This window comes from Streptomyces sp. NPDC052012, assembly GCF_040689265.1.
Taxonomy (GTDB): Bacteria; Actinomycetota; Actinomycetes; order Streptomycetales; family Streptomycetaceae; genus Streptomyces.
Genome location: NZ_JBFAXA010000004.1, coordinates 187,104 through 200,588 on the forward strand (window position 1 = coordinate 187,104; position 13,485 = coordinate 200,588).

The 13,485-nt window shown below is 72.7% G+C and carries 13 protein-coding genes; 4 read left to right on the forward strand and 9 right to left on the reverse strand.

What is annotated here, in order from left to right:
• Positions 1-14: 14 nt before the first annotated feature.
• Together AB0412_RS10485 and AB0412_RS10490 are read left to right on the forward strand one after the other, a co-directional pair.
• Complete coding sequence (locus AB0412_RS10485) at positions 15-152, forward strand: hypothetical protein (RefSeq protein WP_366402126.1); 138 nt, start codon at positions 15-17, stop codon at positions 150-152.
• Entirely contained in the window at positions 149-1,318 is a 1,170-nt protein-coding gene (locus AB0412_RS10490) for a hypothetical protein (RefSeq protein ID WP_366402127.1), read from the forward strand. The genes AB0412_RS10485 and AB0412_RS10490 overlap by 4 nt, the downstream gene beginning before the upstream one ends.
• Positions 1,319-1,359: 41 nt before the next feature.
• Here AB0412_RS10490 and AB0412_RS10495 read toward each other — a convergent pair whose 3' ends face one another.
• Entirely contained in the window at positions 1,360-2,985 is a 1,626-nt protein-coding gene (locus AB0412_RS10495) for an amidohydrolase (protein ID WP_366402128.1), read from the reverse strand.
• 260 nt (positions 2,986-3,245) lie between these two features.
• On the opposite strand from AB0412_RS10495, the gene AB0412_RS10500 reads away from it, so the two are divergent.
• Positions 3,246-4,679: a cytosine permease gene (locus AB0412_RS10500; protein ID WP_366402129.1), complete on the forward strand. Its 1,434-nt coding sequence runs from the start codon at positions 3,246-3,248 to the stop codon at positions 4,677-4,679.
• 41 nt (positions 4,680-4,720) lie between these two features.
• Here the strand turns inward: AB0412_RS10500 and AB0412_RS10505 are convergent, their stop codons facing one another.
• From AB0412_RS10505 to AB0412_RS10540, 8 genes are all read right to left on the reverse strand, one after another.
• Positions 4,721-5,020, reverse strand: a complete 300-nt coding sequence (locus AB0412_RS10505; protein ID WP_366402130.1) for a hypothetical protein — start codon at positions 5,018-5,020, stop codon at positions 4,721-4,723.
• Positions 5,014-5,451, reverse strand: a complete 438-nt coding sequence (locus AB0412_RS10510; RefSeq protein ID WP_366402131.1) for a hypothetical protein — start codon at positions 5,449-5,451, stop codon at positions 5,014-5,016. Before AB0412_RS10510 ends, AB0412_RS10505 begins: the two co-directional genes overlap by 7 nt.
• Before the next feature lie 121 nt (positions 5,452-5,572).
• On the reverse strand, positions 5,573-6,538 hold the full coding sequence (locus AB0412_RS10515; RefSeq protein ID WP_366402132.1) for a sensor histidine kinase: 966 nt from the start codon (positions 6,536-6,538) through the stop codon (positions 5,573-5,575).
• The gene (locus AB0412_RS10520; RefSeq protein WP_366402133.1) at positions 6,535-6,858 is read right to left on the reverse strand and encodes an STAS domain-containing protein; all 324 of its coding nucleotides are present in this window, start codon (positions 6,856-6,858) and stop codon (positions 6,535-6,537) included. The genes AB0412_RS10515 and AB0412_RS10520 overlap by 4 nt, the downstream gene beginning before the upstream one ends.
• 185 nt (positions 6,859-7,043) lie before the next feature.
• Entirely contained in the window at positions 7,044-9,971 is a 2,928-nt protein-coding gene (locus AB0412_RS10525; RefSeq protein WP_366402134.1) for a BTAD domain-containing putative transcriptional regulator, read from the reverse strand.
• Between the two features lie 107 nt (positions 9,972-10,078).
• Positions 10,079-10,294 (reverse strand): DUF397 domain-containing protein, encoded by a 216-nt coding sequence (locus AB0412_RS10530; RefSeq protein ID WP_366402135.1) that lies wholly within the window; start codon positions 10,292-10,294, stop codon positions 10,079-10,081.
• Positions 10,281-11,462: a helix-turn-helix transcriptional regulator gene (locus AB0412_RS10535; RefSeq protein ID WP_366402136.1), complete on the reverse strand. Its 1,182-nt coding sequence runs from the start codon at positions 11,460-11,462 to the stop codon at positions 10,281-10,283. The genes AB0412_RS10530 and AB0412_RS10535 overlap by 14 nt, the downstream gene beginning before the upstream one ends.
• Positions 11,463-11,585: 123 nt before the next feature.
• Entirely contained in the window at positions 11,586-12,122 is a 537-nt protein-coding gene (locus AB0412_RS10540) for an ATP-binding protein (protein ID WP_366402137.1), read from the reverse strand.
• 237 nt (positions 12,123-12,359) lie between these two features.
• Here AB0412_RS10540 and AB0412_RS10545 point away from each other — a divergent pair, with 237 nt between their 5' ends.
• The gene (locus AB0412_RS10545; protein WP_366402138.1) at positions 12,360-13,475 is read left to right on the forward strand and encodes an AI-2E family transporter; all 1,116 of its coding nucleotides are present in this window, start codon (positions 12,360-12,362) and stop codon (positions 13,473-13,475) included.
• The last annotated feature ends 10 nt before the right edge of the window (positions 13,476-13,485 follow it).

Genomic DNA, 13,485 nt, shown 5'->3' on the forward strand with positions numbered 1-13,485 from the left:
CCAGGAGAGCCGCCATGACCCCGCACAACCGCGCCCCGCACGACCACGTCGCCGCCGCGCAGGCACACGTCGCCGACGGCACAGCCGCGCTGGAACACGCCGAGCGCCGTGGGTTCGCGGAGATCGCGGGACTGCTGGGGGCCGTGCGATGAGGCATCCCACGGTCCCGGGCCGTACGGCGAGGGGACGGGCCACGCGCGGCGCCGTCATGGGGCTCGCCTGCGCCGCCCTGCTCGCCGGCTGCGGCCCCGCCTCCGAGGCACCGGACGGGACGGCGGCGCGGGGGAGCACCCCGTCCGCGTCGGCGCCCGCGCGTACCGCCCCGGAGCCGAGCGGCCGGACCCCCGAAGGCACGCTGCTGGTCGCCGACTTCGGCGCCGACACCGTCACGTTCGTCGACCCGGCCAGGGGCCCGTTCGACTCGGTGAGGGTCGGCGAGGCGCCCTACGGTCTCGTCGTCGGCGAGGACGGCCGCGCCTGGGTCGCCACCGCCGAGGGCGTCGCCGTCGTCGACACGGACCGCCGCGAGCGTCTGGACCTGATCCCGTACGCGACCGGGAACCTCGGCCCCGTCACCGGCGGCGAGTACCGCGGCGGCGGCATGGGCATCGCCCTCGCTCCCGACGGACGGCATGTCTACGTAGGCGTCAACGTGCCGGCCGGCGACGGAACCCTGGAGACCATCGACACCAGGACCCTGAAGGTCACCGACACGACCGCGGTGGGCCGGCGCCCGTTCGACGTGGACGTCTCACGGGACGGCCGTGAGATCTACGCGACCGGCCACGACTCGTTCGACGTCACCGTCGTCGACGCGCGCACGCACGCGTCCCGCCGCATCGAGGTCGCCCCGTACGGCACCGAGGGCGGGCTCGGCTCCTGGCTGAAGCCCCACTATGCGGCCGTACGCCCCTCGGACGGCCGGCTGCTGCTCCCCTTCGAGGGCGAGCGGCTCGTCGTGCTCGACCCGGAGAGCGGACGCTCGGCCGTCGAGCGCATGACGGCCGACACCCATCAGCACGGCGTCACCGTCACCCCAGGCGGCACCCTGCTGGCGGTCGGCACGGGGCCGATCGACCCCTCCCGGGACCAGGGCCCGTCGCTGACCGTCCGCACGAAGGACGGCACGGAGAAGGTGATCCCGCTGGAGTCACCGCACGAGGACGTCGCCGTCTCCGCTGACGAGGACACCGCCTACGTCACCGGCGGCTTCACCCGGGACGGCTACTGGAACGGCATCAGCGTCGTCGACCTCGGCACCGGTGACACCCGCCGGCTCGTCGCCGGAGAACGGCCGCTGGGCATCGCCGTGCTCTGAGCCGGGTGGACGACGCAGGGCCGCTCCGGCGGGCGCTCAGCTCACAAGGAGGCGTCGCGGTGCGTCGCGACCCCGTCGAGGACGGTGAGCAGCACCGGGACGTCCGGCAGTTCGGTGGCCGGGGTGGTGAGCGGGTCGGCCGCGAGGACCGTCAGATCGGCCCGGTGACCGACGGCGATCCGGCCGGCGTCGCGCTCCTCGCTCGCGGCGTACGCGGCGTTGACGGTCATGCCCTGCAGCGCCTCCGGAGCCGTCAGCGCCTGCTCGGGGCCGTGCGGGTCCTGCGTGAGGTCGCGGGTCGGCCGGCGGTGGCGGGCACCGGCCATGACGCCCAGCGGCGGGTACGGGGCGATCGGCCAGTCGGAGCCGAGGACCACGACGGCACCGGAGTCGTGCAGATCGCGGCACCGCCAGGCGCGCGAGGCACGCGGCTCGCCCAGGCGGCGCGACCAGTTGTCGGTGTGGTCGGCCCGGGTGAAGTCGCAGCAGTGGGTGGGCTGCATGGACGCCACGACACCGAGTTGGGCGAACCGGCGCACGGTGTCGTCGGGCACCGTCTCGATGTGCTCGACCCGGTGGCGCACCCCGCGTCCGCCGTCGGCCTGGGCCTTCTCGACGGCGTCGAGGACATGGCGTACGGCGGCGTCGCCGATCGCGTGGGTGGCCGTCGGCACACCGGCCCGGTGCAGCACGCCGACGATACGGGTGTACTCCTCGGGGTCCGGCCAGAAGGCGTGCCGGGACTCCCCGTGGCAGTCCGGGTGCTCCAGCCACGCGGTTCCGTTGTCGACGGTGCCGTCCATGAAGATCTTGACACCGGCGGTCCGCCAGAACCGCCCGCCCTCGCCCTGCTGGTCGATGAGCGCGCGGACGCCGTCCGCGTCGGTGCCCGGCTGGCACCAGGGGGCCACCCGCAGCCGCAGCGGGAGCCGCCCGGCCGCGTCCAGTTCGGAGAAGAGCGCGAGGCTGTCGCCGTTGGCGTCCATGACGTGGCCGCCGGTGAGACCGGTGGCGGCCATGGCCTCCAGCACGGCGGCGAGCCGTTCGCGGCGCTCATCGCGGGTGGGCTGCGGGGCCACGCGCTCCACCAGCTCGCAGGCGGCGTCCTCCAGGAGCAGACCGGTGGGCTTGCCCCCGGCGTCGCACACCACCTCGGCGGTGGCCTGGGCGAAGGAGCGCGGCCCGGCCACACCGGCGAGGTCCAGAGCGCGCCGGCTGGCCAGCGCCGAGTGCGCGTCGAAGAGCCACAGAAACGCGGGCACGCCGTCGAGCACGGTGTCGAAGGGCGCCGTGCCGACGGGGTGGTCGCCGAAGACGTTGGGGTCCAGCCCCCAGCCGCGCAGCCATGCGCCGGGGGCGAGGTCACGCACAGCGTCGGCCAGGGCGGCGCGCACCTGCTCCAGGTCGGTGCACTCCGACAGGTCCAGGCCGTGGGTCAGATCGGCGCCGCCGACCGGATGGATGTGTCCGTCGACCAGTCCCGGCGTGACGACGGCGCCGTTGAGGTCGATCACCGTGGTCGCCGTGCCGGCGAGTGCGCGGATCTCCCGGTCGTCGCCCAGGGCGGTGATCCGCCCGCCGGCCGCGGCCAGCGCGGTGTGCGGCAGGAACGCACCGGAGGCCGGGTCGAGCAGACGGGCCGAGAGCAGGATGAGGGAGGTGCGCACGTAAGGCTCCTTGGATGCGGTCGATCTGGTCGATGCGGGCGGCGGTCACGGCCGGCGGTCAGTGCGGTCCGGGCCTTGGGCGTACGGCGTGGGCATGCAGCTCCCGGGGACCTGCGCACGAAACAACGATTTCCGCACCCCATACCCCTGACTGTGTGCGAATTCAGTTGCACGAAACGCTTGACGCCATGAAATCAATGCTATTGAGTGTGCGACCAATGAGCAAGCAGATGGGTCGCACAGCTACCGGAGAGGCCCCCATGGCGTCCACGATTCCCGAACCGCAGCCCGGCACCCGCCCCACCCCTCGGCCCCCGTCGGAAGGGGCGGGCCGCGTCGAGGCCCACGGCATCGACCACATCACCGACGCGGAACGCCACGGCCACCCACGGCAGTTGTTCGCGGTCTGGGCGGCCTGCGGCGTCAACTACCTGAGCCTCGTGGTCGGCGGCGCCCTCGTCCTGATGGGGCTGGCTCTGTGGCAGGCCCTCGCGGTGATCGTGATCGGCAACCTCTTCTGGCTGCTCACCGGGCTGCTGTCCGTCTCCGGGCCCGCCGCGGGTGCACCGAGCGAAGTGATCACACGGGCCATGTACGGAGTCCGCGGCAACCGGGTCAACAACGCGGTCGTCGGCTGGCTGATCTCCGTCTGCTACTTCGCCCTCAACCTGGCCGCCGCCGCGGCCTCGGCCTTCGCCCTCGTCGAGAAAGCCGGCATCACGGCCGGCACCGCCGTCAAGGTCGTCGTCGTCATGGTGATCGCCGTCCTCACCCTGGCCATAGGCGTCTACGGCCACGCCATGATCATGAAGCTGTACCTCCCGATCACCCTGACGCTCACCGCCGCGTTCGCCGTCGTCGCCGTGTGCGTGCTCGGCCACGCCGACTTCGCCTACGCTCCCGCCGAGCGGCTCACCGGCCTCGACCTGTGGGCGGTCCTGCTGGCGGGGGTCACCCTCATCGGCTCCGGGCCGCTGTCGTACACCACCAGCGCGGACTTCTCCCGCTACCTGCCCCGCACGACGTCCGCGAAGGCCGTCATCGGCTGGACCGCGCTCGGCGGATTCGTGCCCGGCGTCCTCGTCTGCTCCCTCGGCGCCCTCGCCGCGACCGCAGTCGACATGACGGACCCGCAGACCGGGCTCGCCACCATCCTGCCCGGTTGGTTCGAACCGCTCTTCCTGCTCGCCCTGGTCCTCGGCACGATCGCCATCAACGCGCTCACCGCCTACAGCGCGGGCCTCGCCCTCCAGGCCGTCGGCATCCGCATCCGCCGCTCCCTCAGCGTGATAGCCGACGGCACCGCGGCCGTCGCCCTCACCCTCTACGGGCTGCTCGTCTCCGACTTCCTCGACACCGTCAGCAACGTCCTCCAGCTCACCGTCGTCCTCCTCGGTCCCGCCATGAGCATCTACGCGACGGACATCCTGCTGCGCCGCAACCGCTACGACGGGCCTGCCCTGATGGACGAGAGTCCCGGCGGCCCCTTCTGGTACAGCGCGGGCGTCAACCCGGCCGGTGCCCTGGCGCTCGCGGGAGGCGTCACCGCAGCCGCCCTGTGCGTCAACACCCTCTACACCGGGCCGATCGCCCACGCCCTCGCCGGCATCGACCTCGCCCTCCCCGTCGGTCTGGTCGTCGCCGCGGCGCTCTACGCGCTGCTGACACGACTCGGGCCGGGGCAGCCGGTCTGAGCGCCGAGGGTGGTGAGGCGGTGCGCGGCAGCGGATCCGTGTCAGTGATCGTCCCAGTGGCCGGCGTGCGCGGCGTGCCGGTGGCCGTCGTGGATATAGTCGACATGGTCGCCGTGGGGTACCGCGACGTGACCGCAGCCGGCCTGGTGCTGGTGGTCGTGCCCCTCGTGCGTGACGTGTCCGCCGGGCTCGCACTCGTCGGTGTGGCCGTCGTGCTCGCGGTGCAAGTGTCCGTCGTGCACGAAGTCCACGTGCTCGGCGTGGGGCACGGCGACGTGGCCGCAGCCGGAGCCGTGCGTGTGCGGGTGATCGGTGTGGGTGGTGTGGGCGACGCTCACCATCGCGCCTCCTTTCCTCGTCCCCCGCGCACACCAGTGTCCTCCCGGACTCTCGCGCCCGCACTCCGCCCCGCGTGCCGCCTGCGCCGTCTCGTGCACGACCAGGAGGGCAGGGGCGTCCGCTCCACCCGTGACGAGCGCGAGACCGCGGTGCCGCGGCCCGGCGGATCGATCGTGGGTCCCTCGACAGGGCGGCGCCGGCTCTCGCCGCCCTCCACGACCGCCAGGACCAGCGCGATGACGACGAGCAGCGCACCGAGGGTCACCAGGATCAGCCGCACCCGCTCCCAGCGAGTGGGCGGCCGGGGAGCCGCTCGCTCCTGGGAGCAGTCCCGCAGCGCACGGCACCACGGGCACTCGTCGTCGCCGTCCAGCCTCCTGCCGGTCAGCCGGGCGAGAACCATCAGGACCGGGACACCGTCCCACACCGCCATACCGGACCCAACGACTCCGCCTCCGGCACGCAACGCATATATGCATCTTCGTTATGCGCCCGTACCCACCCTCGCGCTCCTGTGCGCGCCCCTCCCGGTCGTCACGCCGTCGGGACCCTGGTCAGACGAACGTCCGCAGCCGGACCGTGGTGCCCTTCGCCCCGGTCCGCACCTGGACCGTGTCGCAGAGCATCCCGACACCCCACAGGCCGAAACCGGATTCCGCCGCGGACTCCGGCGGGTTCCAGCTGATGTACTCCTCCGGCTGCCAGTTGCCGGCGTCCGTGATCTCGCAGATCAGGCCGTTGTCCGGCCAGGTGCTCAGCGTCACCGGGGCCTCGCCGTGCCGGATGGCGTTGGTGGCCACCTCGGTGACCGCCACGAGCAGGTTGTGCAACGCGTCGGTCGTCACCCCGCAGCGCCGGGCCTGGTCGGCCACGAACGCGCGGACGGCGTGCAGGTCGGTGGGGAGGATCTGCATGGTCGCGGCGGACTGCGGGGAGGCGGACAGGGGCCGCCGGTCGAGTTCGGCGACGAAGTCCTCGGGCTCCCGGTACGCGGGGTTGTCCACCAGGGACGCCCCCTCCAGAAGCCTCGGGTGGGTCTGGCGCACGAGCTCGATCGTCTCCGGCGACAGCTTCTCGGTGTCGTAGCAGCACAGGCTGCGGAACGGCACGTCGGCGAAGCTCTTGTTGAAGACCGAGTCGTAGCGCACCCACTCGAGCGCGTCCGGGTACCGCCCCCATTCGTCCGAGGCCACCACCCATGCCGGAGTGGTGCCCAGCGTCCGGGCGACGGCGGTCAGCGCGGCCATGGCCCGCACCGGATTGGTGTAGAGGTCGGCGGGATCGAGGAACTGCACGGCGTGCGCGTCCGGGCCGAGCGCGTCGCGCAGCAGCCCGGCCTCGCGCTCCGGCGTCACCACGAACGTCGGCGAACCGGCCTCGATCCCGGTCCGCAGATGGGGCAGGGCACCCGCCGCCAACTCGCCCTCGCCCCGGTAGAGGTAGGCCTGGTGGTGGACCGTCGGCCGCTCGTCTCCCGCGGTGTTCGCCATGCGGCCGCCGAGCCCTTCGTCGACTGTCATGCCGTCCCCTCCGTTCCGCGGACGAGCCCGGGCAGGCGTTCCCAGCCCAGGGTCTCGATGACGTTGGCCACCTCGGGCGACAGCCGGTCCATAACGAGCCTGCGACCCGTTCCGAAGCCCGAGAGCAGGCTCAGCGCACCGAGGTCGATGAACCTCAGCCCCGCCAGGTCGAGCCTGATCTCGGCGGTGTCGGCCGGCAGGGCCCGCAGCGCCTCGGAGATGTCGCCGTGCCGCGCCGCGTCCAGTTCCCCCTCCAGACGCAGTCCGGGGGGATCGTCGGTCCGGGTGATGCGCAGTATGCGATCGTCGCGTGGTGCCATGACATCCATGTCGCCTGCCCAGTCCTGGGATGACCGATCCTTGGGGAGCCGCGCCCGACCGTAGGGGAGACGGAAGCCTTCCGGGAAGCTCCCGGCCAGAACGGGCGCGTCCCGTGCGTGCTTCCCGGGCGGGCGGCGACTCCCTCACACTCTGTCGCCGGGCGGTATAGCGGCGGTAGACCGGGTCAGACCGGAGGCGGCCCGGGGGCTTCGGGGCCGATCCGCAGGCTCAGGAACGCCGGAAAGTACGCACTCCACGCGTGCCCGCGCCAACTCACGTACCGCGTGGGGTCGTTCTCCAGGGAAGCGGCGAGTTCCAGACGCCGGTGCGCCTCGGCGTTCAAGCCGCGCATGAAGAAGACCCGGGCGATCTCGTGCAGCGCGAAGCCCTGCAGGCTCCTCGCCCCGATCCTCTCGGCGATGCGGTGGCTCTCCTCGAAGCAGTCGACGGCGTCGTCGACCCGGTCCAGACCCCGGTACACACGTCCGAGGTTCCCCAGGCCGATCACCAGCGCCTGCTGGTCGCCGGCCTCGCGCGCCAGGTCGAGGTGCGAGGTCTGCAGGGACATGGCCTCCTCGTACAGTTCCAGGTCCGCCAGCGCGTCCGCGAGGTAGTACAGGGAGCGCCGCTCGCCCGTACGGTCACCGATCTCGCGCCAGATGGTGAGCGCCGCCTCCATGCACTGCCGCACCCCTTCGAACCGGCGGTGGAGCCAGTACACGGCGGCGAGATTGTGCAGCGTCCAGGCCTCGCTCGTGCGGTCGCGCAGGCTCCGCGCGGTCCGGACGGCCAGCTCCCCCAGCGTCCACAACTCCCGGGCGCGTGCCTGCGGATACAGGTACCACTGCAGCAGCCCCGCCAGGCGCACGCCGAGACGCGCCAGGGCGTCGGACGTCGTCGCGGCGCGGGTGACCGTGGCGATGAGGTTGGCGCGTTCGGTGTCGAGCCAGGCCACCGCGTGCCCGCGGTCCTTGATGGGCACCGCCGGGAGAGCGGGCGTGGGGCCGGTGCCGGTGGGCGCCCGCTCCTGCGCCCGGCGGGCGAAGTACGGCGGGACCTCCAGATGTGCCACAGCCTGTCCGGTGGTGGCGAGGTAGAAGCGCAGGACGCGCTCCAGGGCGCGTTCGCGGGCGGCCTCGGGCTCCTCGGCGCGCACCTCGCGGGCGAACAGACGCAGAAGGTCGTGCATCTGGTAGCGGCCCGGGGCGGGACTGTTCAGCATGTGTGCGTCCACCAGGCGCTCGAAGGCGTCCTCGGCGCGGGCGGTGGACACCCCGAGCAGCGCGGCGGCGGCCGGGAGGCCGAGGCTCGGGCCCGGCACCACGCCCAGCAGCCGGAAGGCGTGCGCGGCGGCCTGGTCCGTGGGATGGTCGCTGCCGGCGATGGCCTGGTAGCTCGCATCGAAGCCCGCCCGCACCGACACGTCCCCCACCTGGATCTCGTCGAGGCGGCTCTGGGCGTCGGTGAGGCGCTCGACCAGGGCGCTCAACGGCCAGCTGGGGCGGGCGGCGAGCCTGGCCCCGACGATCCTCAGCGCCAGCGGCAGACCGCCGCACATCTTGATGATCGTGTCCGCCGCGTCGGTCTCCGCGGCGACCCGTTCGCGCCCGACGATCCGCTCGAGCAGGGCCATGGCCTGGTCGTGGAACAGCACGCCGAGGTGGAGGTGGGTGGCGCCCTCCAGCGTGGTGAGCATCTCGCGGCTGGTGACCAGCACGGCGCAGCCGGCCCCGGCCGGGAGCAGCGGCCGTACCTGGTCCGCGCCGGCCGCGTTGTCGAGCACCATGAGGATGCGGCGGTCGGCGACCAGGGAGCGGAACGCGGCGGCGGCCTCCTCGATGTTGCTCGGCACGGCCACGTTCGGCACACCCAGGGTGCTGAGGAACCGGCCCAGTACCTCCCCCGGCTCCAGCGGAGTCAGCCCCGCCGTGGCGCCGTGCAGATCGACGTAGAACTGCCCGTCCGGGAAACGGCCGGCGAGCCGGTGCGCCACGTGGATGGCGAGCGCGGACTTGCCCACGCCGCCGGTCCCGTCGATCGCGGCGATCGCCGCCTGTCCCTCGCCGGTCCGGCCGAGCACCTCCTCCAGGACGGAGCACTCGCTCGTGCGGCCGATGAAAGCGGTGCCGGTGTGCGGGAGTTGTCTCGGCACACGGCCGCCCGACGCGCTCGCCGCCCGGCCTGAGGCGCCGCCGCCCGCCTGCGCCGGTCCGGCGGCGGAATCGGACGCGGAGCCGGGAGCGCCGGAGGGAGAGCCGGCGGTACCGGAGACGGGACCCGGGGTGCCGAGGGAAGAGCCAGGAGTGCCGGACGAGGGCTCAGGAGTGCCGGAGACGGAGCCCGGGACGAGGAGCAACGCCGGGTCGGCGTTGAGGATCTGCTGGTGCAGCCGCTGGACCGGAGGGCCCGGCTCGATGCCCAGCTCCTCGGCCAGACGGTGGCGCAGGTCCCGGTAGGTGGCCAGAGCGTCCGCCTGCCGTCCCGACCGGTACAGCGCCACCATCAACTGCCCCTGCAGACCCTCCCGGAGCGGATGCTCGCCCGCCAGGGCCTCGAGCTCGTCGAGAACCGCCTCGTGCCGGCCGAGCCGTAACCGGGCCTCGACGAACAGTTCCCGGGCCTGGGTCCAACTCGCCGTCAGACGCAGGGCCTCCGCCTCCACGGCGGGCGACGGAGGCACGTCGGCGAACGGGGCGTCACGCCACAGGGCGAGCGCCTCACCCAGCCGGGCGGCCGCGGCCCCGGGCGCGTCCCGGTCGAGCTCGCGCCCGCCCTGCCGGACGAGGTCGACGAAACGGTGCGCGTCGACCTCGCCCGGAGCCACGACGAGGCGGTACCCATGGGCCCGGTATCCGTGCACATGGGTGACCAGCAGATCGCCCGACTCGTCGCCCAGCACGCGCCGCACACGCGAGACATAGCCCTGCAGCAGCTTGTGCACGCTCTGCGGGGGGCGGGTGCCCCAGAGTTCCCCGACCAGCCGGTCCGTGGAGACCACCTGGCCCGCGTCACACAGCAGCACGGCCAGCAGCATCCGCCACTTGGCGGGGGCGATGGGGACCTCGGCGCCGTCCCGCCAGAGGCCAAGTGGCCCGAGCACTCGGTACTTCATGTCCCGTTCCGTAAGCGATCACCCTCACCCGGCCTCCGTGGCGGATTCAGGATTCTCGGGGCCGACGCACCGCGAGGGCAAGGCCGTGGACGCATCCGCGTGGGCGGTCAAGGGCGGCGCACGGCGCGCGGCGCATGCGTCGCCGTCCCGACCAGCGTGAGGAAGGCCCGCCAGGGTGTGGGACGGAACCCGAGTTCCGCGCCCGCGGGGTCCTTGCTGTCGCGCACCCGTACGGTGTGCGGAGTGTGTGCCACCTCGACGCAGTTGCCGCCGTTGCCCATGCTGTGGCTGCTCCTGCGCCAGGACGGATCAGTCGGCTGCACGGCCCAGCTCCTCCTTCAGGTCGCGGATCAGGACCTGTGAGTCGTCCAGGGAGAGCGCCTTGGACTGGATCAGGTTGAAGGCCAGCTTGTGCTGCTGGACCTGTCCGGCGTCGATGGTCGTCTGCCCGCCGATGAACGTTTCTCCATAGAGCACGTCCGGCCCCTCCCGGAACCCCATGATGCGGAACGGGGTCATCCCGCCGGGGTGTTCGCGGACATGGAAGGGGATCACCTGCAGATGGATCCTGGGCAGGGCCGCGAGGTCCAGGAGATGCGCCAGTTGCTCGCTCATCACACGGCTTCCGCCGACACAGCGGCGCAGGACGCCTTCGTCGAGCGTCACCATGACCTGGGGTGGCTCGCGCCGGGTGAGAATGCGCTGGCGGTCGATGCGGGCGGCCACGAACTGCTCGATCTCCAGTTCGGGAGCAACCGGGTGGGCGGCGGTGCAGATGGCCCGCGCATAGGCCTGCGTCTGCAGCAGTCCGGGGATGGCCACGGACTCGAACTCCTGGATGAAGCCGGCTTGCCGCTCCAGCTCGATGACGTGCCAGAACCAGTCCGGGTAGGCCGGCCGGACCAGCGAGGGCCAGAGCGCGACCAGCGCACCGTCGGTACCCAGGAGCCGGTCCGCACGCCGGGCGAAGTCGTACGAGGGCATGTGCCGGGCGTTCTCGATGAGTTCGACCGTCCCCTCGGGGCAGGCCGTGCCCGCGGCGAGCTCCGCCCGGGTGTATCCCGCGATCAGCCGGTACCGGCTCACCTCCCGGCCGAACCGGGCCAGCAGCGACCCGATGCTCTCCTCGACGGCCGGCGGCGCCTGACCGCCGCTCTCCTCCCCGCGCGGCCGGCCGGCGTGGACCAGCCAGGCGACGGTTCCCTCCGGGTTGGGCGCGGCCCACGCGAGCGGAGTGAGGGGCCCCTGCGGCGCCCCCTCCTCCGTCGACGCGGGGATGCGGCTGAGCAGACCCCAGGCGTACGCGTCCGGTCCGACGGCCGCGGACAGCGCGGCCTCGATGCAGGCGCGTGCGCCGGCCTCGCTGGTACTGGTGCCGCACGGGCCCTGCTGGTGACGGCCGTCGGAGAGATGATGGATGTCCCAGCGGTAGACGCTGCCTTGCCGCGGGCCAGGTGTCTCCTGACCCCTGCCGTTCATGACACCGGTCACTGTTCCTCCTCGAGGTCGCCTGTGGGGACGGCGACCCGCTCACCCTGCCCGGGCCGGGAAGAGCAGCGGTATACCGGCGGTAAGTGCGGTGGGTGCGGGCTCGTCAGCCCTGCCGAAAGGTGTTCAGCCCCTCTCCGGTGGTGCGTCGCGGCAGTCGAGCGCCAGCGTGCACCACGTGGTCTTTCCCTGGTGGTCGTGTCGCGACCCCCAGGCCGTGGCGAGGGCCTGGACCAACTGCATGCCGCGCCCCTGCTCGTCGTCGGGTTCCGGTCGGCGCACCCGCGGACGGGCCCGCGAACCGTCGGTGACCTCCAGGAGGAGCCGGTCCCCGACATGCACGAGATCGACCGTGACGGACACCTCGCTCCCGTACCGGATGGCGTTGGAGACCAGTTCGCTGACCAGGAGCACGGCGTCGTCGACCACAGAGGAAGGACAGCCCCAGGACGACAGCGCAGCGGCCACCTCCCTGCGCGCCCGGCCCGCCTCCGCCGGCGCCGCGGCCAGGTGCCGGTGCAGATGCCGGCCCAGGGCGAGATTGCAGTCCATGCAGACCAGGCCACCGGGCGGCGCCGTGACGGTGTCGGCGATGGTGGACGTCCATGGCCGGACCGTGCCACGGACCCGCCGACTGCGTGGATCGATGTCGTTTCCTTGCATGGATGGCCCTCTCCGTCGAGGTGCCGCTCACCGGCAGCTGGTTTCGGCCACCCTGCAGCACTCGAGGAGAGCGGTGGTATACCGGCAGTAGGCGACCGGCCCCGCCCGGTTGCGTGCGCGCCGCGGCACCGAGGGCGGCCCGCGCGGAAGCGTACGCCTCACCCTCGCCCCTCCGGCCGCGGTCGGTAACCGGACCTGCGATGACGGGCCCAACGCGGGGACCCGTAAGGTGCCTTCATGTCTGCCCGCCTGAATTCGACGAGAACCCGCGCCGCCCTGCACACCTCGGCGCGCGTGTCCGGGGAACTGCTGCTCGTCGCCGTGATGTCCGCAGCCGTCCTCTGGCTCGTGGGCCGGATGTGGTCCGTGGTCTGGCCGCTCATCGTCGCTCTGCTCCTCACCACGCTGACCTGGCCCCTGACTCGCCTCCTGCGTCGGCGCGGCCTGCCTCCGGCTCTGGCCGCGTCACTGGTGACCGTGCTGTTCCTGCTGGTGGCCGCCGGCACCGTGGCGCTGATCGCCGTGCCGGTGGCGTCCCAGTCCGGAGAACTGGCCGACGGAGTCGTCGCAGGCATCGACAGGCTGCGCGAGTGGGCCGCCGGGCCGCCGCTGAACATCGGCGAGGACCGGATCGCCGGCGCCCTCGACTCCGCGGCGGCCCGCGTCCAGGACAGCGCCGGGAGCATCGTGACCACCGCCGTCACCGGCGTGAGCACCGTCTTCAACGGCGTGGTCACCGCCGTTCTCGCGCTGTTCCTGATGTTCTTCTTCCTCAAGGACGGTCCGCGCTTCCTGCCCTGGTTGGAACGCCAGCTGCCCGGCCGGCTCGCCACCGACGTCCCCGTCGTCGCCGCGCGCTGCTGGAACACCCTGGGCGCGTTCGTACGGTCCCAGGCGCTGGTGGGCCTGCTCGACGCCGTCTTCATCGGCCTGGGCCTGTGGATCCTGGGCGTACCGCTCGTGCTGCCGCTCGCGGTACTGACCTTCGTGTCCGCGTTCGTGCCGATCGTGGGTGCCCTGTTCGCCGGCCTCGTCGCGGTGCTCATCGCGCTGGTGTCGAACGGCCTCACCGACGCGCTGCTCGTGCTCGCCGTCATCGTCGTGGTGCAGCAACTGGAGGGCAATGTGTTCCAGCCCATGATCCAGAGCCGCGGGCTCGGCCTGCACGCCGCGGTGGTGCTGCTGGCGGTGACCCTGGGCGGCAGCCTGGCCGGCATCGTGGGCAGCCTCCTCGCCGTACCGGTCGCCGCGCTGATCGCCGTGGTGTGGAACTACCTGCGCGAGCAGCTCGGCGACCCGCCGCAGGAACCGGACGAGGACGGGACGCAGCCGCAGGCCGCGGTGCCGTCGTAGCGGACAGGGG

Bases quoted from the DNA above. Each gene is read 5' to 3' on its own strand.
- AB0412_RS10485 (WP_366402126.1), top strand. From the start codon at position 15: ATGACCCCGCACAACCGCGCCCCGCACGACCACGTCGCCGCCGCGCAG.
- AB0412_RS10490 (WP_366402127.1), top strand. From the start codon at position 149: ATGAGGCATCCCACGGTCCCGGGCCGTACGGCGAGGGGACGGGCCACG.
- AB0412_RS10500 (WP_366402129.1), top strand. From the start codon at position 3,246: ATGGCGTCCACGATTCCCGAACCGCAGCCCGGCACCCGCCCCACCCCT.
- AB0412_RS10505 (WP_366402130.1), bottom strand. From the start codon at position 5,020: ATGGTGAGCGTCGCCCACACCACCCACACCGATCACCCGCACACGCAC.
- AB0412_RS10510 (WP_366402131.1), bottom strand. From the start codon at position 5,451: ATGGCGGTGTGGGACGGTGTCCCGGTCCTGATGGTTCTCGCCCGGCTG.
- AB0412_RS10515 (WP_366402132.1), bottom strand. From the start codon at position 6,538: ATGACAGTCGACGAAGGGCTCGGCGGCCGCATGGCGAACACCGCGGGA.
- AB0412_RS10520 (WP_366402133.1), bottom strand. From the start codon at position 6,858: ATGGCACCACGCGACGATCGCATACTGCGCATCACCCGGACCGACGAT.
- AB0412_RS10525 (WP_366402134.1), bottom strand. From the start codon at position 9,971: ATGAAGTACCGAGTGCTCGGGCCACTTGGCCTCTGGCGGGACGGCGCC.
- AB0412_RS10540 (WP_366402137.1), bottom strand. From the start codon at position 12,122: ATGCAAGGAAACGACATCGATCCACGCAGTCGGCGGGTCCGTGGCACG.
- AB0412_RS10545 (WP_366402138.1), top strand. From the start codon at position 12,360: ATGTCTGCCCGCCTGAATTCGACGAGAACCCGCGCCGCCCTGCACACC.